Origin of the sequence: Methylomonas sp. MS20 (genome assembly GCF_050275925.1) — a bacterium.
Taxonomy (GTDB): Bacteria; Pseudomonadota; Gammaproteobacteria; order Methylococcales; family Methylomonadaceae; genus Methylomonas; species Methylomonas koyamae_A.
Map to the genome: position 1 here is coordinate 4,789,995 of NZ_CP189962.1, position 26,088 is coordinate 4,816,082.

Below are 26,088 nucleotides of genomic sequence, written 5' to 3' on the forward strand. Positions count from 1 at the left end.
TAATAAAAATCAAACGTTTCTAGGGACTTAAAAATAAGCATCCGGGATTATTAATATGTCACCAGGCATCATCAAAACATTAGCGGATAAATCTGCATCATCAATCAAGTCGTCAATTCTAACCCCGTAAGATTTCAACTCTCCATTGAAGTTACGAATGACAGTAGATCTATTGCCATCGGCATATTGGTTAAGTCCGATTTGGATAACAACATCCAGTAAACTCATTCCTCGCTCATAGGGAATTGTTTTCCCTTGGTATCGCCCAATACCCCCACCTGTTCCGCCGCCCCCTCCACCAGATCCACTGCCGCCAGAAGAACCTCCACCGATTCTGCCGATCACTCGAATTTGTTGGGTATTGACTCCCTTAAAACCCGAAACCATGACGACTACTTGCGGGCTTTTCACATAGGTCGCTAGAACTTTCTCAATTTCTCTTGCAAGTTCGAACGGAGTTTTACCGTTAGCCAACAACTCCTCAACTAAAGGAACTGTGATTTTACCATCTGGCCTGACAACCGCAGAAGTCGACAACTCAGGGTTACCCCAAACAAAAATATTAACGCTATCCCCAGGTCCAACTTGATATGTATAATCAGACGCTTGCTGAACGTCCTCCAACATTGGCTGAGAACATCCAGCATTGAGAAATAGCAAAACAGCAAATCCAACAGTATTGAAAAACCTATTCATTTCAGCGCCCGATAATTTCCATTATTTATGTTCTAGTTCACTCAAAATCTTTCTCGCGTCGCTTTGCCCAGCAAACTCACGCCCTAATTTCTCGGACAGAGCAATAGCTTGCTTCAATTCGGATATTGCTGTCGCTTTGTTTCCAACTTTTGCGTGAGCAACCCCTAGATGATATCTTAGCTCTGGCATCTTGGGTTCCTTCAACACCAATTGTCCGAGCAGTTGCAATCCGAGATCGGTTTTTCCGATTTTAACCAAAGACCACGCGTACGTATCTTTAAAATAAGTATTTTCAACATCTTTTAACCTTTCAGCGAGTTGAGCCCCCTTATCCACTTCCTCAGAGTTAGGTGATTCAATCAGAAGAGCCGCCAGATTATTCACTACCATCATAGAATCGGGAAATTTCTCCAATAACTTACTATAAAGTCGCTTAGCGCTTGCAAAATCCCTGAGCTGCTCATAAACAGCCCCTAGCGACATCGACAACTGAATGCTATCCGGATTGGCTTCCAACCCTCTTAAGAGAATATCTTTGGCAATTGCAATGTCCTTGTGTAACGAGGCTTCGATTCTTGCCAAGGATTGATACAATGGCACAGCATTCGGAAATCGCTTCAGTTGTTCGTTTATAAAATTTTTAGCTTTAGCCGAGTCGTTGTTCGCAACATAAAAGTCAGACAAAACACTCGCAATAGCAATATTACCTAAATGTTTCGAATAGTGATCCTCTAAAAAATCTTGCGCTTTTCTAGGTTCGTTTATTGCAGCATAGACCTTAACCAAGTTTATCATCGAGTTGAGATGATCGGGAGACTCAATCAACACAGACTTATATAACTCAGCCGCGGATTGAAATTGTTTTTTCCCCTGCATTACCGTTGCCTGTAAATAGAGCGGAATTGCTTTATTTTTAGAAAGCAGTGCAACACGCTGAACGACCTCTTGCGCTTCGTCTAATCGCCCTTCCGACACATCTGCTTCTACCATGGCAATCAGAAATAGGATTTGGTTTGGTTTGGCTTTAATCGCTTTTTCTAAATAGTGCCTAGCAGTATCTCTCTGCCCCGCTTTCATATAGTCTTCATACACCGGAAAAAATGCTGCAGCATTGGCTGGATTAATATCAAGAGCCAATTTTAAATTCCGATCCGCCTGCTTTCGATCATTTTTCATCGCGTATGCTTGACCAAGCAATTGATACGCGGAGTCAGCATCCTTTTTTTCCCAAACCAATTTATTTAAAAACTCCAAGGCATCATCAACTTTATTTTCAGAAAGCAATAACCTACCGCGTAATAACTTCGCTTCGTAGAAATCTGGTTTTACGGTTAATACTTCGGTCAAGGCTTTATCTACCTCGTCATAGCGCTTATCTCCTAGCGCCATCTCAGCTATCACAGTTTTTGCAGCTAACCCTAGATCGCTATTTTTTTCCACTGACAGCACGTCTTTCAATCCATTTACACCGGCGTCCCTAAACCCGGAAGCGATCATCCATTTGGATAACTCAAAGACTGTGTTTTGGTCGTTTTTTGCTGCGCTGGACAATGCAGAGTATTCGGAAACAACTCTGTCTTTTGCTTTTGCATTTAAAAATTCTAGCAAAACGACTTTAGGTTCTATTTTATCTTTAGAAGCCTCAACAATCTGCCTAAGAACATTTTCAGCCTTATCAAGCTTTCCTGTCATAGAATACATTGATGCCAGGGTTACCTTGAAATTATCGACATCTGGGTACAACGTCACTAAGGACTCATATTCGGCAACCACTTTCTCAATATCATTGCGAGCGGAGTAAGCTTTAATTCGTAACAACCTGAGCGGCAAATTTTCAGGCTTTATGGCTAGGGCTTTTTCAATTAATGACAATACTGAATCAACTTCCCCTCGTTCGAATGCTAGGGCAGCGCTCAGGGAGATTGCCTCCGGATTTTCCGGCGCGGATTTTAATACAGAGTCGACAATATCGCTTGCTTCCTTATATTTCCCCTCGCGGATGAACGAAGAGGCAAGCAAAATCTGCCCATCAATCTCTGCCGGCTCTTTTTGTAATACATAATTCGCTTGCTCTCTCGCCTTATCCACCTCACCAAATATTAAACTTATTTTCCCAAGCTTTAATCTCGCTGGAATCATATCCGGAGCCAGCTCAATAGCTTTGGACAAATTTTGCCTCATCGATTTTAAGTTATTTTTCTTTTCATCTACGAGAGCCATATAATAATAAGTATCAGCATTACCTGCCTGACTCTGATTAGCGCTTTTAAACTCTAAGAAAGCGGTGTCTATCTCTCCTTTATCAAACAACTCCTTGCCTTTTTGAAAATGCTCTTTCGCGGCTTCTTCCGGGGATTGACACCCTACTGAAACTAAAATGAGAGTGGCCAAACATAACGATCTAATTGTTAGCACTCTTGCCGACGGAAAACCCACTTTTATCTCCAAAAATTTCAACATTATCTAGAAGATTAAAAAATCACTTGTAAATATTTGCTCTTATCCATTGGTACAGCTCCTTTAATTCGGGATGCATATTTTCCAACGCTGACTGAGTCGTTATAAAATAAGGAGCGCGAATACCGTGATAGTCAATGTCTTTGCCGACTCTTTGAAAATGAATACCGGACTTCCCCATCATTCTTGGCAAGAACGGCTCCATCATCGCGAATACGTTGGTCTTTTCGACCATCTCAGTCAATACCGTGGCGGCAAAAAAACACGCCACCGCAATTGAGGAAAATGTTCGTTGTTCCTGCGGCGAAAACTGGAAGCCATTTATTTCACCAAATCGTGTCAAGGTTTCACCACTCCGACGTCTGAACGCGCCATCTACAGCCAATCTTGAAATTTCGCAGACAGAGTGTCGATCTAACTTCATAGCGTCAATCATTTCAACATTGAGGCTTTCACTACAATAGCGTTCGAACGGCAACGGAGACGTCATTCTATCGCCATCCGCAGGCACCAACCTTACACATCCGGCCGGCATGCCGCTCTCCTTGTGAGTAATTAGACAATGTAACGAAGACTTATCGTAATCGTCCATTTCCATCTGATCCGGGAAATGATCAGTCGATTCATATTTGAACTCTTCACAATAAACACGATATCTAATTCTGTAGACCAAATCCTTTTGCTCTGCCTGATCCGCAAGCGCAACCGAAAAAAATCGACTGAAACTTTCTGCAACAGATACCTTGTTTCCAGGCTCCATCATTTCCTCTCGTTTAAAAGCGCGATCCGTCACGCTTAAAGATACTTGTCGATGTCATGCGCCTTAATTCCCCATACCAAAAGATGTTCTATTCTTTCATTTGCTAAGGTTAAACGATTGGACATACTTTGAAACAATGCCTTGAGAAAAAGGTACCCCTGAACAGGGTGGTCATCCAAATAGACGCTTAGCATATCGCTACGCACTTCCAGCAAGGAAATATCGGTCAACGCGACGACCGATGCCGTGCGCTCCCTCGGCCCATACAAACAAACATCCCCGAAAACCGCGCCTTCAGGCAAATCGCACAAACCAGGCGAAATGCGGCGATTTTCGTCAAGCTCCGCCCCGCCTAGCACTCGAACTGTCCCACTCTCGAGATAAAAAAGGGAGTTACCCTCGTCACCTTTTCGAATGATCGTTTCACCGGCTTTCTCGTCAAACCTACGCCAAGCGATGCCTTCTTGAAATTTGGAATCCGCTAGCAAGTCGTGGATTATTTGTTTCATGTCGCCGTCTGTCTAAGCCTAGCTACCTATGCACAAGCATAAGACCCATTCAATGCAAAACATACCACCAAAATATCGACGTATAATCATATAATATGGAAAACTACATCTATGTCAGCTACCTGAGCGCCACCGTCGCTTACGCACTACTGCTCGGCTACTCTATTCTGAGGAAACCAAAGCACCTTCCCTTTATGTTTGCGGCACTTTCATCCTTATTATGGTGCGCACGAACCACTATAACAACATCGAATAGCTATTATTTTTATGCCGATACCCTTAGCTATGAAACGGTCCGCAATTTCGCGTGGTTCGTCCTCTTAGGTTCTCTACTATTCCAACAACGACACCAACGCACCTTATCTCTATTGAGGTCTAAAACAGCGCGGCTTGCGTCGCTTTTGACCCTCTTCATCCTTAGTATAGAGAGTTTTCCAGATTACCAGGACTTCCTGAGAGAGTCTTTCGATTTCGATCCCAGATTTGTAGCGCATGTAGTGTTCGCGGTATTCGGTCTGATCCTAGTGGAGCAACTGTATCGTAGCACACCGCTGAAGCAACGCTGGAACATAAAGTTCTTGTGTGTCAGCTTAGGTGCATTGTTTGCGGTTGACCTCCTTCTTTTTAGCAAATCATTGCTGTTCAAGCAGTTAGATTTTTCACTTTGGCAGTCCAGAGGCATCATTAACGCGATTTTGACGCCCTTCTTAGCCATTACGTTGCCTCGTCTTCAATTTCCGGACTCGAACACCGAGCTTACCGTTCCCAGAAAATCGGTTTTTCACTCCACCATTCTGTTTGGATGCGGTATCTACCTGATTTTAATGTCATTTGCTGGATTTTATATTAAGCACGCCAACGAAAAATGGGGAGAAACCGCTCAAACACTGTTCATTTTTCTTGCCATTATTCTTCTGATTATTCCATTTACTTCAGGAAAAATGCGCGCGCTGTTCAAGATCTACTTCAGCAAGCATTTTTTTCACTACAGCTACGACTATCGTGAAGAATGGTTGAAAATTTCCAAATCCCTGGCGAAACTGGAATCCATAGAGGAACTAAAGCTTTTTATTATCAACACCTTAACCGACCTTGTTGAAAGCGCTGGCGGCGGGTTGTGGCTAAAAAACGACCAAGGCCAATTTTTTCTTGCTGCGGAACAAAATTTGAAGCTAACGCCACAGGAATTGGAATATTTGCACCATTTGGAAGATCTGCCCGAGTACCTTACCAACAAACAATGGGTCATTGATTTTTTTGAACTGGCTCACGCCCCTGAAGTATACGATGATATCGATCTGTCGCCCTGGTGCTACGAGGACAGTCAGGTCTGGCTGATCGTTCCGCTGTTTCACATGAACAAATTGGAGGCATTCGCGGTTTTAACGCAAGCCCGCGTGCCAAGAAAGCTCGATTGGGAAGACCATGACCTACTGAAGACCGTTGGCATGCAACTAGCCAACGCTCTGGCGTTGAGTCGCGCTAGCGAAGAGCTGGTTAGCAGTCGCCAATTTGAAACCTATCACCGTTTGTCGGCTTATCTAGTTCACGATCTTAAGAATGTCGGCGCTCAGATTGGTTTGATTGTAAAAAATGCAGCCAAACACAAACATAATCCGGCGTTTTTTGACGACACTATCGACACCCTCAACAATGTTTCCGACAAAATTCAGCACATCGTCGAGCAACTTAAACAAGGCGAAAACCAAGTCAGCTCAGTCGTTTTGGTAGATTTGGTCGACGTTATTCGCCGGATAATCGCCAGTAACATAAACCCAATTCCGGTGATTCTAAGTACGACTCTGACCGAGTGCCTGGTAAAAACCGACCAAATCAAGGTCTCTAACGTGTTAGCGAATCTGATTCAAAATGCTCAAGATGCTTCTAACGGCAAGGGCGACAAAGTAGAGCTTGAATTAACCAAAGACCCTGACTATGCTGTGATAAAAATTATTGATAACGGTAGCGGAATGGATCAGCGATTTATCGCTGAACGACTCTTCAAACCATTCGACACCACCAAAGGGAATGCCGGCATGGGCATTGGGGCGTACGAAGCGCGCGATTATGTTTTAAAAAGCGGAGGCCAGCTTCAAGTTGACAGCACGCCCGGAGTCGGCACCACGTTTACGATTTACCTACCATTAGCAAAGCGGGTTTCCGCTCAACCAGGGCATAATGACTGAATCCAAACTTCTACTGATCGTCGAAGACGATCCAGGCCTGCAAAAACAACTGAAATGGAGTCTAGAACAGTACGAAATAGTACTGGCAAGCAACCGCGACGAAGCGATCGCGGCTTTGCGCCGCCATACCCCTAGCGTCGTTACTCTAGACCTTGGTTTGCCACCAGACCCCACCAATGCGAGCGAAGGCATCGCCACGCTACAGGAAATGTTGGCACTAGCGCCCTCGACCAAAATCATCGTCGTGACCGGAAACGACGATCGAAACAACGCGATTCAAGCCGTTGCGTTAGGCGCTTACGATTTTTATCAAAAACCGATAGACCCCGACGTGCTCGGACTGATAATCGAACGAGCTTTTCAACTAGACGCGCTGGAGCGCGGTTATCAGGAACTGAAACAACAAAAACCACTGCACGGAATCATCGCCACTAGCCCGCAAATGCAATCGGTGTTGCGGATGGTGGAAAAAGTGGCACCGACGCAAGCAACCGTACTCTTGCTGGGCGAAAGCGGCACCGGTAAGGAAGTCTTGGCGAGGACGGTGCATAGACTCAGCGCGCGCGCCGACCAACCGTTCGTCGCAGTGAATTGTGCCGCGATTCCGGAAACGCTGTTGGAAAGCGAATTGTTCGGGTACGAAAAAGGCGCATTCACCGGCGCGGTCGCTCAAACCAAGGGTAAAATTGAATACGCACAGGGCGGGACTTTTTTTCTCGACGAAATCGGCGACCTGCCGTTCGCTTTGCAGGCCAAACTTTTGCGGTTCATACAGGAGCGGGTCATTGAACGACTCGGCGGCCGGAAGGAAATCCCGGTAGACGTCCGCATTATCTGCGCCACCCACCGTCATCTACCCGATTTAATCGAACAAGGTCAGTTCCGTAGCGATTTGTATTACCGCCTTAGCGAAATTGCAGTCGACATTCCGCCGTTGCGTAAGCGAGAAGGCGACATCATCGCTATCGCCACCGCCTTGCTGCAACGCTACTGTCGCGAAAACAGCCGGAAGGAAAAGCATTTCTCGCAGGACGCGGCACAAGCGCTCGAAGCCTACCTTTGGCCGGGAAATATTCGGGAGATGGAAAACAAAATCAAACGCGCGGTGATTTTGTCGGACAGCAATTTCGTCACCGCCGAGGAACTACAACTCGGATCGACAACCGACAAGTCCATGCCCCTAAATCTGAAAGCGGTCAGAGAGGCGGCTGAAACCGTCGCGATCAACCGTGCACTGTCCTATACCGACCATAACGTTTCCGAGGCAGCCAAACTGTTGGGCGTCACTCGGCCCACGCTGTACGGATTGTTCGAAAAATACGGAATTCCTATCTCGGCCCGCAACCAGAGCGACGACTAGCCGCCTCAGGCAAGCGATTCCGAGCAGCATTTTGCGGCGCGGAATCATTCTATAGATCCATTACCACTGCGATTCGCCGGTCTCCGGATCGTACATTTCATGAAACACCTTATGCCGGTTAGCTATCAGCTCATCAATGCTGGGAGAATTACTCATCGCGCGCTGAATAGCCAATTTCATCGCCTCGTAATTCGTACGGTACAAATCCTTACGGTCCAGATTGGGGTTGGTTGCGCAAGAGGGATCTATCCAAATCATCGCGACGATACACAGTTCATTGGCTTGTAACCGAGGAATGACGCCATCCGCGACACTATCGATCACAGCGTCGGCCACTGCGGACTGCACCGGTCCGCCAAATAAATTAACGTAAGCGGAAGACTTGATCGTCACCTTAGGTACCATAATCGTCGCCGGCCGCACTTGCTGGTTTGTCGCCCTGATGGCGAACATCCGGGTATGGCCTTCGGTCTGGCCCATCAAATTGGCGAAAGCATGGCCGGCCGGACCTTTGACGTCGCCGAGCAGTATTTCCGGCATTGCGTCGGTACCTTGGCCTTCGCTCGAAAATACGGTGGCTTCGCCGGTTCTAAACCAATATGAATCTGACATGGTGAGTCCTTGATCGTAATTGCGAAAGCCGGCATTCTATGCCGCTCGCAACCACCCGGCAATAGCCGACAGCAAGGAATCAGGAGTCCTAGCGCTTACGTAACAATTGCAGACACTGACGGTTGGCCGCCAAATCCAATGCGCTAAAGTCGTCGTCGGTGGTCAGACGCGGATTGGCGCCGGCGTCGAGCAATTGAGCAACCACGGCGTGTTTGCCGGCCGATGCCGCGTAAATCAATGCGCTGGAACCGCTAGGATTTTGATAATCGATGGCGATACCGGCTTGCAACAGCAACGCAATACACTCCGCCGATTCAGCAAAACAGGCAGCCCACAACGCGTTATTGCCGTAGGCATCCAAAACAGTCAAATCAGCGCCGCTTTCAAGCAAATACACCAACACATCCGCTCGACCGTGTCGAGCCGCCAAGATCAAAGCCTGTTCTCCCCGCCCGTTAACCGGTGCGGCAGGCGGAATCGCAAAGCCGTTTTGAGCCAGCCATTCAGTGATTTCGGTATTCGGACTCATCCTAACCCCACTTATACCAATGACGGCCTGGACAACAGCGACACATGCCCAACCCCATGTTGGCGCAAGGCCTCCAACAATTCCAAACGTGCAGCCTCGCCCTTGCCGCGCAGATAGCGTAACTCCGCGACCGTTAGCAATGTAATCGCCACTAGCGCCACCGGTCCTCCCGGCAACATGGCCACGGCATCAAGGCCAGCCGGTAGCGACAACAGCGCCCCAACGCGACCGCGACCGTCCTTGATGTGTTCGATATTAAACTCGATCGACAAAGGCTCGCCCGCCAATAATTTCTCGCAAAGTACCGGGTAGCCGGCCAGGGTATGGCTGACCTCGGCAGTCAACGGAAACAGCCAGGTATCCGCCAACGCAGTGAGCGGGCGATCCTCGGTGAGTCCGGCATCCGGACTTTCGATAAAGACCTCCAGACCCAAGCCGGTTTCCGGTCGATCGCGTTCGACCCAAGGGTCGGACAGACCGTCGGAAATGACACAGGCGTTAGCGCCATGCCGAGCCGCCAACCAAGCGGCGCCGGCCGGCCATTCCGGCCCATCGCTCATAGGCCCCATCAACGACGTCAACGACGCAACTTCCGATTCGAACACGCGACCGATCAAAGCCTGCCGCGCCTCGCTCGCCAACCGCAAACGGTCGGCATAGGTTAAACCTACGACAAATTCAGCGCTCATTCGCTACCTGCTCGGCGCACCGCGCCTGCCATCGTTCCCGGGCCATCAGCGCGACTTCCTCGTCGGGGTCTTCCATCATCCGCTGCAATAATTCGCCATCGGCCCGCAAGACCACCTCGTAACGCACGGTCCAGTCCGGATCGTCGGCCATCATCACCAAATCGTCGATCTCCATACGCTGCGCCACGATGCGGCGAATACCCACTTCATGGTCTTCAGCCATTAAACCCAGACTGACGGCGGGAATGCGCTCGGCAACGGTACGCCGAACCTCGGTGTCGGCATCGGCCACCAAGCGAAACAGCCGCCCCTCGGGCAGGCGTTTGGCAACATAAGCTCGCACCAGATAATCGGTGTCGCCCGCCATCAACTCCAACTGCGCCTCCGGCAAACGGTCGGCAACCGTCACTCGCACCTCTCGATCGCTGTCGTTGATTAGTTCCAGCAACCACTCCAGCGGGACTCGGTAGGCCAATACCCGTCGCACCGCTTCGTCGGGATCGGCCAACAGCGGCCGCAACAAATTCGTCGGCAGATAGCGGGCGGCTATCGCCCGTCGTTCCCAAAATGCATCTTGCATGTACTCGCGAGCCAAAGCGGGATGCAGCTTGAAAAACCGGTCTATTTGCCGACCGCTCTCCGCCATGATGCAAATATCGCCGGGCTTACAAGCCCCCTGCGCCAACAAACTGCTCCGATACGCGCAAGCGTTACAGTCGGCCAACGGCGTCAGATCAGGTTCCCGAACTTCCGGTGATTGGGCGGCCATCGCTTAAGCCGCCTCGGCCCTGACGGGCAACAGTTCCGGCGTTACTTGCGATAGCCAAACCCGTATACGCTCGTCGGTCAAATGCGGTTGAGTCCGCTGATCCAGTACCAAACCGACAAATTGACCGTCGATGATCGAATCGGAATGTTCGAATTGATAACCGTCTGTGCTCCAGCGCCCAATCACGTCGGCGCCATAGCCGCAAAACACGCGGTACAGTTGAATCAGCGAACTGGCAAACCGCGAAGCGTAGCGCTCTTGATGTCCGAGACCAAACAACGCAATGCGCTTGCCGGTCAGATCGCAATGTTCCAACTGCGGTACAAACTCCTGCCAACTGCGCTCCTGGCAACCGACGGCCATGCCGGGCAAATCGCCGATACCGTAACTGGGTGTCCCCAGGATCAGCGCATCGTATTGCAGCAAATCGTCCAGACTGGCCCGATTGACATTTTTCGGTTTGTCCGCCAACTCTTCACCCAGCAGACTGTAGATCTTCTTTGCCACCAACCGGGTACTGCCGGTATCGGTACCGAAAAAAATGCCGATTTTGCCCATAAATCACCTGTAGACGAGTTTGCGAGGAATGGCCTTAAGCCTTTTCGCAATTCTCAGCAAATTTCGATCCAAAACAGAATCCTTGCTCGCCAACATTTTTTAATCACAAATTCAATAACATAAAACACCCGGCATGCCCCGACGGTTGAGCTCTTTGAAGGTATGGCTACAATTGCCGGGAAACTGGCGAGATTGCCACACAGCCGAACAGCCCGCCGGTTAGCGACTCATATCGCCCGCCCGCGAACACAAGAAGTCAGAACCGCTATTGTTCGCCAATCCAGACTAGGCCTCCGAACCAACAACACCGTTTTCAAGACCAAAAGGGAGATTGATCCATGGCAATTTTGCGTTGCAGCGCTTGCGCCTATCTGCGCGAGGTACCTTCCGAGCATGCCGGGAAGACCGTCAAATGCCCGGTGTGCGAAAAACCCGCCGCGATTCACGACACAGTCGGCTTCGTGACCGGTTTGATCGACAAGTACAGTGCGCTTTTGAGCAAATACCGGACTCTGGAAGCGTTGCAACCCGCCCCGCCGTCCACGGGCCAACCGCCGCAAAAAATCGAGGATCTGGATTTGCACAATACGGCGGTGATGAGCCAAAGCACCCAATACCAACCGATAGTCCGTTGGTTCGAGCGCAAAGGCGTGCAAGTCGAAGTCAATCACGACGCACTCGATACCCAGGGCTTTTTCGACGAGGTCGCGGTGGAGCTTGGAGATCAGCTGGCGACGCTGAGAGAGCTGCTCGACAAAATCCGCAAGGCGCAGCGCAATGACTACGGTTCGGTGACGATGAATTTAAGCAATCACAGTCAAAACCAAATCAAAATCATCACCGGTTTTTGCAAATCGCTTTACGACTACTCGTTCGTCGCCAAATATTTCTACAACAAAAACGAAAAGCGCGTCCATCTGACGCTGCAAACTGCGCCAGCCATCGTCAACTTTTTCAACGGCGAATGGTTGGAATGGTATGTGTTCATGAAATTGCTAAAGCATTGCTACGACAGCAACGGCCTGTTTTCCTGTCTCCGCAATTTTACGATCCGCTTCGCCAACGAGGACCAATACGAAATCGACGTGTTTTTCCTGATTAATAGTCGTATTCCCTTGTTCATCGAATGCAAATCCGGCGAATTCAGACCCTTTATCGACAAGTACGGCAAAATGCGCCGCCGCCTCGACATCGACAAAAACCATTTTTTACTGCTGGCCTTGGGAACCAGCGACGAACAAGTCGCCGGATTGACCAAAATGTACGACATTACCTTCGTCAACGAAACCAACTTTATCAAACACATCCGTGCTTTGATGGCGCCATAGCTTCAACGCGCCAACGCATCGCCGACCGGCGCTGCAAACGCGTCGGAAACCAATCGACCGACATTGGCGCCGGTCAGCGCCTTTAAAAACGCCACCAATTCGTTCACTTCGCCGTCAGTTAAGGCCAACGGCCGCATCGCGGGCGCCAGATTGTCGTTGGCAACGCCACCCCGATTGTAAAAACGTACGACCTCTTCCAAGGTCGCCAGCAAACCGTCGTGCATGTAAGGCGCGCTCAACGCCACATTGCGTAGCGACGGCGTTTTATAAGCCCAGCGGTCGGCCGGATTCTGGCTGATTTCGTAATAGCCTAGATCGTTAGGTTTTTTGCCACGCACCCCCGACAAATGCCGGATATCGGCATCGACGAACACTCCCGGCGCCACTTGCACGTGTTGCGTATCCGGCATCTTTTGCATGGATTCTGCATAGCCGATGCCGGTGTTGTGGCGTTTTTGATCGGTGAACAGCGCCGACTTTTCCCCCACGCTATGACAGTTGCTACAACCCGCCTTGCCGGTAAACAGCGCGAAACCCCGCTTGGCGGATTCGTCGAGCGCATCCGAGCGCTTGCCGAAATACCAGCGATCGAACGGCGAATCCGCCGAATTCAAGGTGCGTTGATAGCTGGCCAACGCCTGACCTATCGTCTCCATCGTCGGCGCTTTGCCGAAAGCGGCTTCGAACAGGCCACTGTAGTCGGCGGCGGTTTTGATTTTGTCGATTACATAGCCGATGGACGGATTAGCCATCTCGTTATGCGCCAACAATGGCCCCCAGGCTTGTTGTTCCAGCGTATTTTCGCGGCCGTCGTGGAACAACAATTGAGCATAACCAACGTTGTACAGCGAGGGCGCATTGCGGCGCACGCTCCGTCCCTCGACGCCGACCGCCGTCGCCATCTCGTTGTTGGCGAAACCCTGTTCCGGGATGTGGCAAATCGCGCAGGAAAAGGTATTGTTCAGCGACAGCCGCCGGTCGAAAAACAACTTGCGGCCCAGCGCGATTTTGGCTGGCGTGAGCGGGTTGTCTTTGGGCACGGGCAACTTCGGCAAACCCAGCGGCGGCTTTAGGGCAAAAGCCAGCAAATCGGCGGACTTACCTCGCCGCTGTTCGAGTGCTAGAGAGTCGGTCCGATAATCGGCTTGCCGATAACCTTGTTTATCGTCACCGGCCCGGTACAAACGTTCGTCATTAACCGTTTGCGCCGATCTCATCGGTTTGGCAAGCGTCAATAGCGTTTTGACGTCGTTGAGCAAGGTATCGGCATGCAAGGAATCGACGTTATAAATGTTGCGTACGTTCTTGTCCTTATCGATCAGATACACCCGCAACAGATGTGAATACGTGCCGCTAAAGCGGCCTTGCTCGTCGAGGATTTTTTGCACGCTCTGCTGGTAGCCGTCCAAAATCGGCTGTAAGGCCGCTTCGTCGCGCGTGGTCAAAAACCGCCAATCGAATTGACCGGCGTTAAAGCCGGCGCCGTAGTGGCGCATCATATCCGGCGTATCTTGAGTCGGATTAAAGCTCAGGGTTATCAATCTGAGTTTGTCGGCCAATTCCGGTTGTTTCTGTAACTGACGACCGATCTTCTGCAGCACTTGGGTGGCCAGCGGGCAGCCGTTGCTATCGCTACAAGCCGCATAAATAAAGCTGAGCAAGACCAGCTTATCGCCCATCAGATCGTGAAGACGCTTGGGCCGATTATCGCTGGTCAACACCTCGCCGTCGGCCGCCGCCTGTATGACCTGCAACTGGTAAGAGCCGGGGGCCGCAAGTTGAAAAACGAGACCGGCATGACCGGGAGCGAGCGTTTGCCGATCCAACGGATCGGCAAAGCCTGGTGCGGTCGCGAGAACGGCGACCAAGCCCAATAGAAAGCTGAATTTCATTGCGGTGGATTCCGTTGGCGAAATTGAACGATCCTTTCGCCACGACCAGCGAATCCCGGCGGTCCGCGCCTAAGCAACGGAACCGGCGGTTACGCTGGCGTAGCGACGACCTTTTCGGTGTTTTAAACGCCCGCGCGAGCTACTTCGGCGCCTTGCCGTACAAAGCATACGCCCCAAACCGCATTTGATGCGCCCTACCCAGCTTCTCTTTATTGAAATCAATCGAGAACTGCTCGGTCAATTTGCTGCCATCCCAGCTGTAGGCTTTGAAGAATTGCTCGTTATCCGCGCCTTTCTTATCCCAATTGGCCAGCAGTGACGAGGTGTAATACAAACGTTTACCGTCCCAACTTGACGACACCATATTCACTTGCGCGCCGATTTTTTGTTCGAACACTTGTTTGGGGTGGAAAGGGTCGCTGATGTCGAAGCGGCGGGTCATACCGTCCATGAAGGTGTTAACCCACAGGGTTTTATCGTCGCTGGAGATGGAGATGTCCACCGGCAACGGGATTTTCGCCGGCTCGCCGATGTCCGCGACGTCCTTGGCTTGCCATTCGCCTTTGTCGTCCTGATGAATCAGCCAGATTTTCGAGGTCAGCGCGGTGCTGGTGAAGCAGTAGTTATGCGCTTCGTCCCAGGCACAGCGGATTTCCAACGGCGCGCCGGGTACGTCGAAGACTTTTTTCGGCTGGCGGCTGTGTAAATCCCACTGCACCACGGTATTGCCGAAGCGCTTCATCGCTTCCGGGTCGGCCAGCATTTTGCCGAAGTCCATCATGTAGTTGGACCAGCCGGTGAACGACGAAGTCAGCATCAGGTTACGACGTGGCAATACCCGTACGTCGTAGTTATAACCGTCGGCGTATTTGCCGGATTTGATCGCACCTTCCAGATTGCTGTCGGTCGGCAGCCAGTAGGTAGCGATGTAGTCGCCAGTATTTGTGTATTCGACCAGCGCGGTACGGCCGCCATGATCTTTGTTATTGGACAGGCCGGTGATGATCATCCGGCCCGGCAAGGCATACAAGCTGTGCGGACCGACCACGCCGCCGCTCTTGGCGACGAAATCGGTGATGGTTTTGCTGAGCTTGGGTTTGGCGGGGTCTGTGGCCACATCGAAGATGAAAATCTTATTGGTATCCAGGCCCCCGGCCCACAAAAAGCGGCGATCGTCGGTGAAGTCGGAGTGATGGGCCTCGTTGCGGCCACCGACAGACAAGCTAGCAACCACCTTGCCGTATTGCTTGGATTTTGGGTTGACGTCGACGGTGACCAGTTTGTCTTGTTCGTCGCCAACGCCTTCCGCGCCTAAAGTCCAAATGTAGACAAAATCTTCCTGGCCGGTAATTTTCGCCATGTACGGCGAGGCGCAGGTTTCGTCCGCGCTGGCCGACAGGCTGGCGGTGCCGAGCAATAGCGCGGCGGTAAAGGTGCTGAGTTTAAAAGTCATGAGTGTTATCCCCGTAAATTATCGTTTTAATGGTGTCCTATCTTCCGCGCTCGAACGCTCCACCCTGGCACGCGCAAACGCTGATGAACCGCTCCAGCGGTTCAGCGTTGTAGGGTGAGCACTGCGTAGCTTTTGCCCGGCAATCGCGACCTCCGACGAGGTACGCGGCGCTCACCCTACCCAAGCTCAGTCCCCCGTGGTCGGATCGATCACGGTCTTGATTTCTTCTATCCGATTGGCCGGAAAACCGCCTTGCTCGGCGTGTTCGCGTATCGCTTGTTCGTTGTCGGCGATATAAATGCAGTACACCTTGTCGCCGGTCACATAGCTGTGCAGCCACTGGATGCGCGGCCCCATATCGCGCAACACGCCGCAGGATTTTTGGGAAATGCCTTGCAACTCGGCTTGCGTGAACTGGCCGGCGCCGGGAATGTCGCGTTCGATGATGTATTTGGGCATGATAATCTCCTAATAAATGACCGGTCGTCTAATTTGCCGGCGTTAAAAAATGCTGCCGTGTGGGCAGCGGTTATTTCGATTCGTAAGCTGGGTAGAGCGAAAGCGAGCCGAAGACAACGTTGAAACCCGGCTAGGCGTCTGCCAATGCTGGATTTCCTTTCATTCAACCCAGACTACGCACTTCAGTCTAATATTGGGGCATCCTACGATCCTTGCGCCGGTATTTTGTTTGGAAATTCATATATGAATTTCATAAGCATTTCTGAAAAAGCTATTAGATCTTCGCAGTCTGATTTATCCATAAGAGCAATTTCGTGAGTTGCCTCATTACCCTTTTTACGAATATGATCCACCCAGCCTCGGCCATTCGGCGGGATATATCCTTGATCTGCTAAATAATTAACGTAATAAATGAATGGTTTACCTTCTTCGGCACCCTGTTTTACACCAATATTCATTAAGAGTTTTCTACAAAGTAATACCGAACCGGTATACGCCGACGCCGCAACAGAATTTCTTGCTTCTTTGTATAGTAACGCTAACTCTTCAGGTAGATGATTGACATCATTTCTAGGTGCCACATCAGGGTACTGTGCTCCATAAGCGAAATGAGTAGGTCGTTCGCAATGAGGACATATATAAATTCGTTGCCCTAAATTTGAGAAATATCCTTGATTAGATGCAACAACATTACCGCAATGTCCACACTTATACTGAACTGACTGCAAGCTATTCAAGCTATTCCACGACATACCAAATATTCTCCAATTTCAAATCTTGTGTCCTAGGCGTACCAATAAAGGTTAACTTGATGTTTATTTAAGCCCTAAAATCCTGACAAACCGCCTGCAACAGCTCCACCCTCGACCTTCATTTTTGGCAACGCACCCTGCCAGGTCATCCAACACCAAATCCACGACATCATTTTCTAGAATTCCAATAATTAGGCTGTTTTCGCAAATGCATCACCGCCAAAATCTCCAATTTTCCGGCTTTTTCCCGAAACACTAACGCATATGGAAAACGCAATATCCGGCACTTGCGAGTTTCATCATCTACCTTTCGATACAACATGGGATTGTTACAAACCCGGTGGGTGGCATCGTCCACCGCATCGATAAGGCGCTTTTCCAAACCCGCTTGTTGTTTTTGATAAAACAATATTGCTTGTTCCAACTCCTCGCGGGCCTGAGGATGCAGGAAATATTTCATAAAAAGCGCTGTCTTAGCTCCGCCATGACTTGTTCGCCATCCAGCAGCAGCGCCGAATTGGCGTCTATTTCCTTGCAACGCTTTTGGATTTCCTGCCGCCACTCCTCGGAAACCGGAAAGTCTTCTTCATAATCCAGGCTTTCGATCAAGATTTCCGCAATATATGCTCTTGCTGCCGGAGCCAGTTTTAATGCCTGTTCGGTTATCGTTTGTGCATCCATCAATCACCTCCAATTTAGCGCTAGCATGCGATAAGGCAGGAACTCAATCAAGCCCTAAAATAATCATCCAACAAATCCCGGCAAACCGCCTGCAAGGGTTCAACCGACTGCTCGACTTTCATCCGCAACAACGCGCCCTGCCAGCCGTTTAACATCAAATCCGCCATACTTTTCGCGGTCTTATCGGTGCGTACTGTACCGTCTTTCTGGCCGCGCTCCAGCGCGGTTTTCTGCAAATCGGCGTAGCGACCGACCGCGTCCAGCAAGGCGTCGCGGCATAGCGGACTGGTATCGCCGATTTCCCCCATCAAATTGCCCAGCAGACAACCGCCCTTGAAACCGGTTTTGGCCACTTCCGCTATCAATTCCGCGTAATACGCTTTCAATGCGCCCAGTCCGTCCAATTCCGGGTTTTGCAAATGCCCGGTCAAGCGGACGATAAAAGGCTCGATGTAATGATGGATCGCTTCGGCGGCGAAGCGTTCCTTGCTTTCGAAATAGGCGTAAAACGAGCCCTTGGGAATTTGCACGGTGTCCAAGATCTCTTTCAGGCCGGTGGCGTGATAGCCTTTTTCCAGCAGCAAACTGACGCCCTGCTCGAGCAATCGATCTTTTTTGACTTGTTTCGGCTTTAGCGATGACATGGATTAATTATGCGACCGGTCGTCTAATTTGTAAATCAGTTTTTCCTAATATTTTTAAACGCGACCCACGGGCCGATAAAACCGGCCGAACGCGGCCGGAGTAGCGATTTTTCAGCCTTGATATGCTATGTTGGCAGTCTGTTCCTTTTTTAATGGTAAGCCCAGCAACATGAGCATCAAATCAGACCAGTGGATACGCAAAATGTCCGAGCAACACGGCATGATAGAGCCGTTTCAGGCCGGCCAAGTTCGCGAATCCGCTCAAGGCCGGATCATCTCTTACGGGACGTCGAGCTATGGTTACGACGTGCGCTGTTCCAACGAATTCAAAATTTTCACCAACATCAACTCGACTATCGTCGATCCAAAAGATTTCGACGAGGCCAGCTTTGTCGATGTCAAGTCCGACGTCTGCATCATTCCGCCCAACTCGTTCGCGTTGGCCCGTACCGTTGAGTATTTCCGAATTCCGCGTGACGTGCTGGTGGTCTGCCTGGGCAAATCGACTTACGCCCGCTGCGGCATCATCGTCAACGTCACGCCGCTGGAACCGGAATGGGAAGGCCACGTGACCTTGGAATTCTCGAATACCACGCCGCTGCCGGCCAAAATCTACGCCAACGAAGGCGTTGCCCAAATGCTATTTTTCGGCGGCGACGAAGTCTGCGAAACCTCCTACAGGGACAGAGGCGGCAAATACCAGGGACAAACCGGCGTCACTTTACCCAAGGCCTGAACCCGACCATTCCGTCCCACCCAGCCCGGCACCGATATGACCCAACCCAGTAGCGACGCGTTAGACCAATATTACCGCCAAGTCCACGACATCATTCTCAGCCGGCAAAACTGGATTAGTGGCTTGCTGCCGGCCAGCACCGCCGTCACCGTACACGGCAACTATACCGACGCTTGGGTTAGGGACAACGTATATAGCATTCTGGCGGCTTGGGGGCTAGCGTTGGCTTACCGGAAGAACGGCGAAAACCCGGAACGCGCTTATTTGCTGGAGCAAAGCGTCGTCAGGCTAATGCGCGGCCTGCTGACCGCAATGATGCGCCAAGCGCCTAAAGTCGAGAAATTCAAGCACAGTCAGGACCCGCTCGACGCGCTGCACGCCAAATACAACACCCAGACCGGCGAAATCGTGGTTGCCGACAACGAATGGGGCCATTTGCAACTAGATGCCACCTCGTTGTTTTTGTTGATGCTGGCGCAAATGATCGCATCGGGGCTCCGCATCGTGTTCAGCGTGGACGAAGTCAATTTCGTGCAGAATCTGGTGCACTATGTCAGCCGCGCCTACCGCACGCCGGATTACGGCATTTGGGAACGCGGCAATAAAATGAACCACGGCATCGCCGAATTGAACGCCAGTTCGATCGGTATGGCCAAGGCGGCGCTGGAAGCGATGTCTGGCTTCAACCTGTTCGGCAAGGATGGCGGCCAGACCGCGATCATCCATGTCGTCGCCGACGACATCGCCCGTACCCGAATTACGCTGGAATCGCTGCTGCCGCGCGAATCGATTTCCAAGGAAGTCGATTCGGCGGTACTCAGCATCACCGGCTTTCCAGCCTTCGCGGTCGACAATGCCGCTCTCCGCGAAAAAACCGAGACATTGATCGTCGAGAAACTGCAAGGCCGATACGGTTGCAAGCGCTTTCTGCTGGACGGCCACCAAACCGTCATCGAAGACCACCAGCGCCTGCATTACGAACCCAGCGAGCTGAAGCAGTTCATGGACATCGAGTGCGAATGGCCGCTGTTTTTTTCGTACTTGCTGCTCAATCGCTTGTTTGCCCGCGACGCCGACGGCGTGGGCGACTATCGGCGCCGTTTGGAACACTTATTGGTGGAACGTAACGGTCAATGGTTGTTGCCCGAGCTGTATTTGGTGCCGGAACCGGCGATCGCGGCCGAGAAGCGCCACCCCCACAGCCAAGAACGGGTGCCCAACGAAAACGTGCCGCTAGTCTGGGCACAAAGTCTGTTTATCCTAGGCTGTCTGCTGCAGGACGGCTTGATCGCGCTAGACGACATCGATCCGCTGGGCCGTTACAAATCCACCCGCCTGTATAACCGAACGCCTTTACAGGTGGCGCTGCTGGCCGACAGCGAGGCGGTACAAGCAGACTTACACGCTACCGGCATCGTCTCGCAAACACTCGGTGAAATCGCGCCGATACAGGTGCGCGAAGCCAGCGAACTCGCTGCGGCCTACACCCAAGTAGGACGCAACGATCGAATCGGCCTGACCGGACGCCCCTTGCGCCAAATTCGCAGCTTGGCGACCTCCCGCCTTTATCTGCTGGCCGGCGAACCGCTGCTGTTCCTGCCGCAATTCATGAACCAACAAGGATTCTATATTGCGATGGACAATCGCTTGTTGATTCAACGCCTGCGCATGGAATTGACGTATTTGGCACACCACTGGGACAGCCCTAAGCCGCCAATCTTCGTCATCAACGTCAAGGACAACATGCTGCACGGCGCCGATCGCGAAATGTTGCTGGATTTCATCCAGCAAATCGGCTCCGGCAAATTGGCCGACATCGAGGTTAGGCTCGGCCTGTTAACCGAATTCGCGGCCGACTCCTGTCGTGAGAAAATCGGTTATCTGCACGATTTTCGCTTTTCGGAGCCGCGGCGTGACGACGCCGAGCGCCCCTGCGCGCACGCCATGCCGCACGAGGCCGCCACCCCACAACCTTTGGACAGCTATACGCTGACCGCCTGGGAAATCGGCGACGATGCGTTGTTACTAGAGCAATTGCGCGGCAACGGCAATCTGTATGCGCAACTGGAAGCCTTAAGTCTGCTCGGCGGCCGCCACGGCTTGGACCATCCTGTGCGCTTGGCCGGCCAGGAGTATTCGGTGCGCGACCTGCTGGAAGAGGTTTACGCCCGCGCCGGCGACCGCCACGTCTGGTACATCGTGCGTCGCGCAGCCGGCATTCTAGGCAAGTACGATATCAATCTGGAACAGGCGGCGACCGACATCCTGGTCCGCCAACACGGCTTGACCGTCGGCCGCGCCTACAGCGGCAAAGCCACGTTACGGCGGCCGACCGACTCCTGGGAAATACTGCAAACCATCCGTAGCTTTAACAATCAGGATAGCAATCAGCACATTGTCATCCAGGAATTGATCATTTATTTGGGCATGCTGATCAAACTCAAGCCAGAATTGTTTGCCGACATGCATACGATACGGGTCGGCCATATTCTGCAGCTGATCGTGGCCCGGCAAAAACGCGCCAGCCAAGTTTCGCTGGACCAAGCATTTACCGAGGTATTAGGTCTGCCGCCGCACCGACTGGTGGAACTGCTCAGAGAAACTTTAGAGGATTACGGCAATAGCCAAACCCAACTAGGCTTGGTGGAAACCCTGCATTACGACGGCGCGCAACGCGACTTGAGTTCGGCTCGCTTCCCGGCAACGATGAACCCGAATCGCGGCGACTCCGAGGACTGGTACGACTGGCGCGAACGCCAAGGCAGCGTCGGCCGTGAAAACGACGCTTTTTTCACCGGCGTTTGGACGGTACTGGAGCGTTGCCAGGGCCTGATGATAGGCGAAAAAATCAACGGTATGCGCCGGCTCGACAGCGAGACCACGCTGTCGCAGATGACGCCGGGCGAGCAAACCTTTAAATTGCACGTCAATCACGTACTCAATAAAATTCAGGCGCCGGTCTACCGGCAATTGACCGCCGAGGCATTGCGAGCGCTGGGTTCTATTTTCCGGGACAACCCGGCCTTACGGGTGGACGATACGATAGTCACCGACATTCTGATCGGCCACGCCGTCAGAATCTGCTGGCTGCACGATCACCCTGACCACCGCGACCAATACGAAAATTACGTGTCGCTGGCTTGGCAGGCCTTTTATCAACTGCCGCCCCACGCCGTTGCCAACGGCATTCTCGACGCCCTGATGCATTTACTCGACACGCCCAACGCCCAGTGAGGACCGATATGATTTTAGCCGGCGACATCGGCGGTACCAAAACGGTGCTGGCCTTAATTGAACCATTAGCCGACGGCACGCTGCACAGCGTGCGCGAACAAACGTTTGCCAGCCGTGAATTCCTGGACTTCGAGGAGATTTTGGACTTATTCCTCGCCGATCAGCCCCCGCCAACGTCAGCCTGTTTCGGCGTCGCCGGACCGGTGGTCGAACAACGCTGCCAAACCACGAATCTACCCTGGTTGCTGGATGGTCGACGGTTGCAACAGAAGCTGGGTACCGACCAAGTCAAACTGCTTAACGATTTGGAAGCGATGGCTTTGGGCATGCTGCACCTGCCACCGGAAGATTTCGTCGAACTGAATCCCGCCGCCGAACCCCAAACCGGCAATATCGCCGTGATCGCGGCCGGCACCGGACTCGGCGAGGCTGCTTTGTATTGGGACGGCCAACGCTATCATCCCATCGCCACCGAAGGCGGACATAGCGACTTGGCGCCGCAAACCGAACAACAGGATCGGTTGTTGGTCTATTTGCGCCAACTGTTTCCAGACCACGTCAGTTGCGAGCGGGTGCTGTCCGGAAACGGCTTCAGTCATTTATACGATTTTCTGTTAGCCGACCGTTTCGCGCCGGCCTGCCCTGCAATTCCCGCCGCGCACGCCGAATCCGAAGTGGACCGCAACGCACTGATTTCGCGTTTGGGTGTGGGCGGCGAAGACCCGCTCTGTGAAGAAGCAACCCGTTTATTCGCCGAATTGTACGGTGCGGAAGCCGGCAATCTGGCCTTGAAGCTGCTTGCGACGGGCGGCGTGTTTATCGGCGGCGGGATAGGCCCGAAGATTCGTAAGGTTCTGGAGTCGGGTGAGTTTTTACGCTCATTCGCAGCCAAAGGCCGCTTTCAACCGCTGTTAGCGAAAATACCGGTAAAACTCGCGTTGAATCCACGCGCACCGTTGATTGGCGCCATGCATTATTTTGCCGATTTGCTTGGCAAGCACTAACTATTCGGCGAATGCTCAGCGATCTGTCACCCCCCTCTTTCAAAAAAGGGGGAGCGGCGATATCCGCCTCGAGCTCCCTTTTTCGACGGGAAACTTGGATTTAGGCCGGTTGTGAAGCCTATGCTGAACAGCTACCGCACGCCTTAATCGAGCCCGCCTTGCACGATACTTGGTCTGCGAGTCCCCCATGCGATGCGGCTTTGGCAATCGACACTATCAGCCCGCGAGGTTTATTGTTAAGATCGATACGTAGCAGTCTCTCACAGGGCTCGGCTAGCCGAAATCGACCTATACCAAAGCGCTGACATGGCCCACACCAGATCCAAGCTCGAACACTCCCTATCGCTGCTGAAAGCGACGTTGGACGCCACCACCGATGCCATTCTGGTTGTCGACGCGGCCGGTCGCGTCATGCAATACAACACCGAGTTCGCCCGTATGTGGCAGATTGACCGGGAGTTGCTCAACGCGGACACCCAATCCGCGCCGCTCCGCCGGATCCTGAACGGCACGGATTTGCAAGACGATGCGGAAACCCGCTGGTTTGAGGTACGCCGCGATCCGGAACGACACGCTTACGACGAACTATTGTTAAGCGACGGTCGGATCATCGAACGCCACCAGACGACCGAATATCGCGATGGCATCGCGGTTGGGCAAATTTGGCATTTTCGCGACATTACCGAACGCAAGGCCTCGGAAACGCCGTTGGCGCAATTGAGCTTCGGCATGGATCAGATGCGCGACGCTGCTTATTTGATCGACAATGATGCCAGGATTATCTACGCCAACCGCCACGCTTGCTTGGAATTAGGCTACAGTCGCGAACAATTGCGAGGCATGCGGGTTGAAGACATCGACCCCGCGCATACCGACACGATTTGGCGAACTCATTGGCAAGCGCTCAAGGCATCGGGTTCGCTAACTTTAGAGACCCTACATCAAACCAAGGATGGCCGACTGTTTCCGGTCGAAGTCGTGGCCAACTTCTTCGAATACGCCAACACCGGTTACAACCTGGCGATAGCCCGGAATATCAGCGAACGCAAGCGTATCGAAGAAGTCTTGCAGCAAGCCGCGTTAATTTACCAAAACAGTAGCGAAGCCATGCTACTGGCTGACGCAGAGGGACGTATTATCGCGGTCAACCCGGCTTTTACCCAGATTACCGGCCATTGCCGCGAGGAGATCGAGGGCCAATCCATCGATCTTATCAATACCGAAGATCACCGCAAAGCGATGTGGCAGAGCGTTCGCAAATCCGGTTTTTGGCAAGGCGAAGTTTGGGATAGGACCCAATCCGGGGACAGATACGCAAAATGGCTGACGGTCAACGCCATCAAGGATTCGGCGGGGCAGATATTTCGATTAGTAGCACTGTTCGCGGACATCACTGAAAAAAAACAGGCCGAGAACCTGATCTGGCAGCAGGCCAATATCGACCCGCTGACCCAATTGCCAAACCGGCGCATGTTTCACGACCGCTTGGAGCAGGAAATCAAAAAAGCCGGCCGGGATAAAACCCGGCTGGCTTTGTTCTTCATCGATCTGGATCTGTTCAAGGAAGTCAACGACACGCTGGGACACGACATGGGCGACAAACTTCTGCAAACCGCCGCCCAGCGTATACGTCTGTGCGTCCGAGACTCCGACACGGTTGCCAGATTGGGTGGCGACGAGTTCACGGTGATCCTAAGAGAAGTCGGCGAACCTTGTAACGTGGAACGGATTGCGGGTGCGATATTGGAAAAAATGGCGGAGCGCTTCGAGTTAGGCGCGGACGTTGCCCACATTTCCACCAGCATCGGTATCGCCTTCTACCCGGATGACGCTAGAGATATCAAATCGCTGCTAAAACACGCCGACCAAGCCATGTATGTGGCCAAAAATCGCGGTCGCAATCAATATTGTTTTTTCATCCCTGCCATGCAGGAAGCCGCGCGGCATCGACTTGGCCTGAGCAAGGACTTGCGCTCGGCGCTGTCCACCCGGCAATTGACTGTTTACTACCAACCCATTGTCGAACTGAGCAGCAATCGGGTATGCAAGGCCGAAGCGCTGATTCGCTGGCACCATCCCCAACGCGGCCTGATCGGCCCGGCCGAGTTCATTCCCATAGCCGAAGAAACCGGTCTGATCAACACAATAGGCAACTGGCTCTTCGAACAAGCCGCGCAACAAGCTCGCAAATGGCGACTCTCGATACACGACGACTTTCAAATCAGTATCAACAAATCCTCGGTGCAATTTCGCAACGAACGCGAAAACCACCAAGCGTGGCTCGAAAAGTTGACTCAACTGCAATTGTCCGGCCAACACATCGTCGTCGAAATCACCGAAGGCGTGCTACTGGAAAGTGGCAACCGCTTTCAGGACCAGTTGTCCTCATTTCGCGACGCCGGCATTCAAATCTCGTTGGACGATTTCGGTACCGGGTATTCGTCGTTGTCTTATTTAAAAAAATACGATATTGATTATTTAAAAATCGATCAGGAATGCGTTAACAATCTTTCCGCCGATCCCGCGAACTTGGCACTATGCGAAGCCATCATCCTGATGGCCCACAAGCTTGGCATTCGCGTCATCGCGGAAGGCATAGAATCGGAAGCCCAGCGGCAATTGCTCAAAAACGCAGACTGCGACTTCGGCCAAGGCTTTTTCTTTGCGAAACCGTTACCGGCGGATTTGTTCGAAAGCCGATTTTCCGAACAAACCTAAAAAGGTTGAGAACAAGAACCGGAGCGGCCGACTAGCGCATGGGCCAGCCGGCTAAACCGTGA

At 52.0% G+C, this 26,088-nt stretch carries 23 protein-coding genes; 7 read left to right on the top strand and 16 right to left on the bottom strand.

The features are described from left to right. Positions 1-27: 27 nt before the first annotated feature. From ACQE3D_RS21275 to ACQE3D_RS21290, 4 genes are all read right to left on the bottom strand, one after another. Positions 28-696 carry a polysaccharide biosynthesis/export family protein gene (locus ACQE3D_RS21275; RefSeq protein WP_064023853.1) on the bottom strand — a complete coding sequence of 223 codons (669 nt, stop codon included), beginning with the start codon at positions 694-696 and terminating at the stop codon, positions 28-30. 21 nt (positions 697-717) lie between these two features. Continuing rightward, entirely contained in the window at positions 718-3,087 is a 2,370-nt protein-coding gene (locus tag ACQE3D_RS21280) for a tetratricopeptide repeat protein (protein ID WP_313730555.1), read from the bottom strand. An 88-nt stretch (positions 3,088-3,175) separates the two neighbouring features. Continuing rightward, positions 3,176-3,916: a PEP-CTERM/exosortase system-associated acyltransferase gene (locus ACQE3D_RS21285; RefSeq protein ID WP_254786680.1), complete on the bottom strand. Its 741-nt coding sequence runs from the start codon at positions 3,914-3,916 to the stop codon at positions 3,176-3,178. 32 nt (positions 3,917-3,948) lie between these two features. Beyond that, on the bottom strand, positions 3,949-4,422 hold the full coding sequence (locus ACQE3D_RS21290) for a Crp/Fnr family transcriptional regulator (protein ID WP_071155761.1): 474 nt from the start codon (positions 4,420-4,422) through the stop codon (positions 3,949-3,951). 95 nt (positions 4,423-4,517) lie between these two features. Here ACQE3D_RS21290 and prsK point away from each other — a divergent pair, with 95 nt between their 5' ends. Together prsK and prsR are read left to right on the top strand one after the other, a co-directional pair. Then, positions 4,518-6,608, top strand: coding sequence for an XrtA/PEP-CTERM system histidine kinase PrsK (prsK, locus tag ACQE3D_RS21295; RefSeq protein ID WP_313730553.1), 2,091 nt, complete (start codon positions 4,518-4,520; stop codon positions 6,606-6,608). Further along, entirely contained in the window at positions 6,601-7,968 is a 1,368-nt protein-coding gene (prsR, locus tag ACQE3D_RS21300) for a PEP-CTERM-box response regulator transcription factor (protein ID WP_064026795.1), read from the top strand. Before prsK ends, prsR begins: the two co-directional genes overlap by 8 nt. Before the next feature lie 60 nt (positions 7,969-8,028). On the opposite strand, the gene fae is transcribed toward prsR, so the two are convergent. From fae to ACQE3D_RS21325, 5 genes are all read right to left on the bottom strand, one after another. Next, a complete protein-coding gene (gene fae, locus ACQE3D_RS21305; protein WP_064026793.1) occupies positions 8,029-8,580 on the bottom strand; it encodes a formaldehyde-activating enzyme in 552 nt (183 codons plus the stop codon). Positions 8,581-8,668: 88 nt separating this feature from the next. Beyond that, entirely contained in the window at positions 8,669-9,109 is a 441-nt protein-coding gene (locus tag ACQE3D_RS21310; RefSeq protein WP_313730552.1) for an ankyrin repeat domain-containing protein, read from the bottom strand. A gap of 11 nt (positions 9,110-9,120) precedes the next feature. Continuing rightward, complete coding sequence (locus ACQE3D_RS21315; protein WP_168032886.1) at positions 9,121-9,798, bottom strand: hypothetical protein; 678 nt, start codon at positions 9,796-9,798, stop codon at positions 9,121-9,123. Next, on the bottom strand, positions 9,788-10,567 hold the full coding sequence (locus tag ACQE3D_RS21320; RefSeq protein ID WP_071155769.1) for a 4Fe4S-binding leucine-rich repeat protein: 780 nt from the start codon (positions 10,565-10,567) through the stop codon (positions 9,788-9,790). The genes ACQE3D_RS21315 and ACQE3D_RS21320 overlap by 11 nt, the downstream gene beginning before the upstream one ends. 3 nt (positions 10,568-10,570) lie before the next feature. Next, entirely contained in the window at positions 10,571-11,125 is a 555-nt protein-coding gene (locus tag ACQE3D_RS21325; RefSeq protein ID WP_064026785.1) for a flavodoxin, read from the bottom strand. 338 nt (positions 11,126-11,463) lie between these two features. Here ACQE3D_RS21325 and ACQE3D_RS21330 point away from each other — a divergent pair, with 338 nt between their 5' ends. Next, entirely contained in the window at positions 11,464-12,453 is a 990-nt protein-coding gene (locus tag ACQE3D_RS21330; protein WP_313730548.1) for a hypothetical protein, read from the top strand. Positions 12,454-12,455: 2 nt separating this feature from the next. Here the strand turns inward: ACQE3D_RS21330 and ACQE3D_RS21335 are convergent, their stop codons facing one another. The 7 genes from ACQE3D_RS21335 to ACQE3D_RS21365 all read right to left on the bottom strand — a co-directional run bounded on the left by ACQE3D_RS21335 (position 12,456) and on the right by ACQE3D_RS21365 (position 18,334). Further along, on the bottom strand, positions 12,456-14,345 hold the full coding sequence (locus ACQE3D_RS21335; protein ID WP_313730547.1) for a cytochrome c peroxidase: 1,890 nt from the start codon (positions 14,343-14,345) through the stop codon (positions 12,456-12,458). Positions 14,346-14,484: 139 nt separating this feature from the next. Next, a complete protein-coding gene (locus ACQE3D_RS21340; RefSeq protein ID WP_313730546.1) occupies positions 14,485-15,798 on the bottom strand; it encodes a selenium-binding protein SBP56-related protein in 1,314 nt (437 codons plus the stop codon). A gap of 186 nt (positions 15,799-15,984) precedes the next feature. Continuing rightward, complete coding sequence (locus tag ACQE3D_RS21345) at positions 15,985-16,257, bottom strand: DUF4242 domain-containing protein (protein WP_064027354.1); 273 nt, start codon at positions 16,255-16,257, stop codon at positions 15,985-15,987. Between the two features lie 203 nt (positions 16,258-16,460). Beyond that, complete coding sequence (locus tag ACQE3D_RS21350) at positions 16,461-16,994, bottom strand: DUF4145 domain-containing protein (RefSeq protein ID WP_313730545.1); 534 nt, start codon at positions 16,992-16,994, stop codon at positions 16,461-16,463. A 184-nt stretch (positions 16,995-17,178) separates the two neighbouring features. Then, positions 17,179-17,469 carry a type II toxin-antitoxin system RelE/ParE family toxin gene (locus tag ACQE3D_RS21355; RefSeq protein WP_071155776.1) on the bottom strand — a complete coding sequence of 97 codons (291 nt, stop codon included), beginning with the start codon at positions 17,467-17,469 and terminating at the stop codon, positions 17,179-17,181. After that, entirely contained in the window at positions 17,466-17,690 is a 225-nt protein-coding gene (locus ACQE3D_RS21360) for an addiction module protein (protein ID WP_313730544.1), read from the bottom strand. The genes ACQE3D_RS21355 and ACQE3D_RS21360 overlap by 4 nt, the downstream gene beginning before the upstream one ends. A 47-nt stretch (positions 17,691-17,737) precedes the next feature. Beyond that, complete coding sequence (locus ACQE3D_RS21365) at positions 17,738-18,334, bottom strand: TetR/AcrR family transcriptional regulator (protein WP_071155780.1); 597 nt, start codon at positions 18,332-18,334, stop codon at positions 17,738-17,740. Between the two features lie 169 nt (positions 18,335-18,503). On the opposite strand from ACQE3D_RS21365, the gene dcd reads away from it, so the two are divergent. From dcd to ACQE3D_RS21385, 4 genes are all read left to right on the top strand, one after another. Then, positions 18,504-19,070, top strand: coding sequence for a dCTP deaminase (gene dcd, locus ACQE3D_RS21370; RefSeq protein WP_064031738.1), 567 nt, complete (start codon positions 18,504-18,506; stop codon positions 19,068-19,070). A 36-nt stretch (positions 19,071-19,106) separates the two neighbouring features. Beyond that, positions 19,107-22,304: a glycoside hydrolase family 15 protein gene (locus ACQE3D_RS21375; RefSeq protein ID WP_313730541.1), complete on the top strand. Its 3,198-nt coding sequence runs from the start codon at positions 19,107-19,109 to the stop codon at positions 22,302-22,304. Between the two features lie 8 nt (positions 22,305-22,312). Continuing rightward, positions 22,313-23,308 (top strand): glucokinase, encoded by a 996-nt coding sequence (glk, locus tag ACQE3D_RS21380; protein WP_064031700.1) that lies wholly within the window; start codon positions 22,313-22,315, stop codon positions 23,306-23,308. A gap of 306 nt (positions 23,309-23,614) precedes the next feature. Then, complete coding sequence (locus tag ACQE3D_RS21385; RefSeq protein ID WP_313730540.1) at positions 23,615-26,026, top strand: sensor domain-containing protein; 2,412 nt, start codon at positions 23,615-23,617, stop codon at positions 26,024-26,026. The last annotated feature ends 62 nt before the right edge of the window (positions 26,027-26,088 follow it).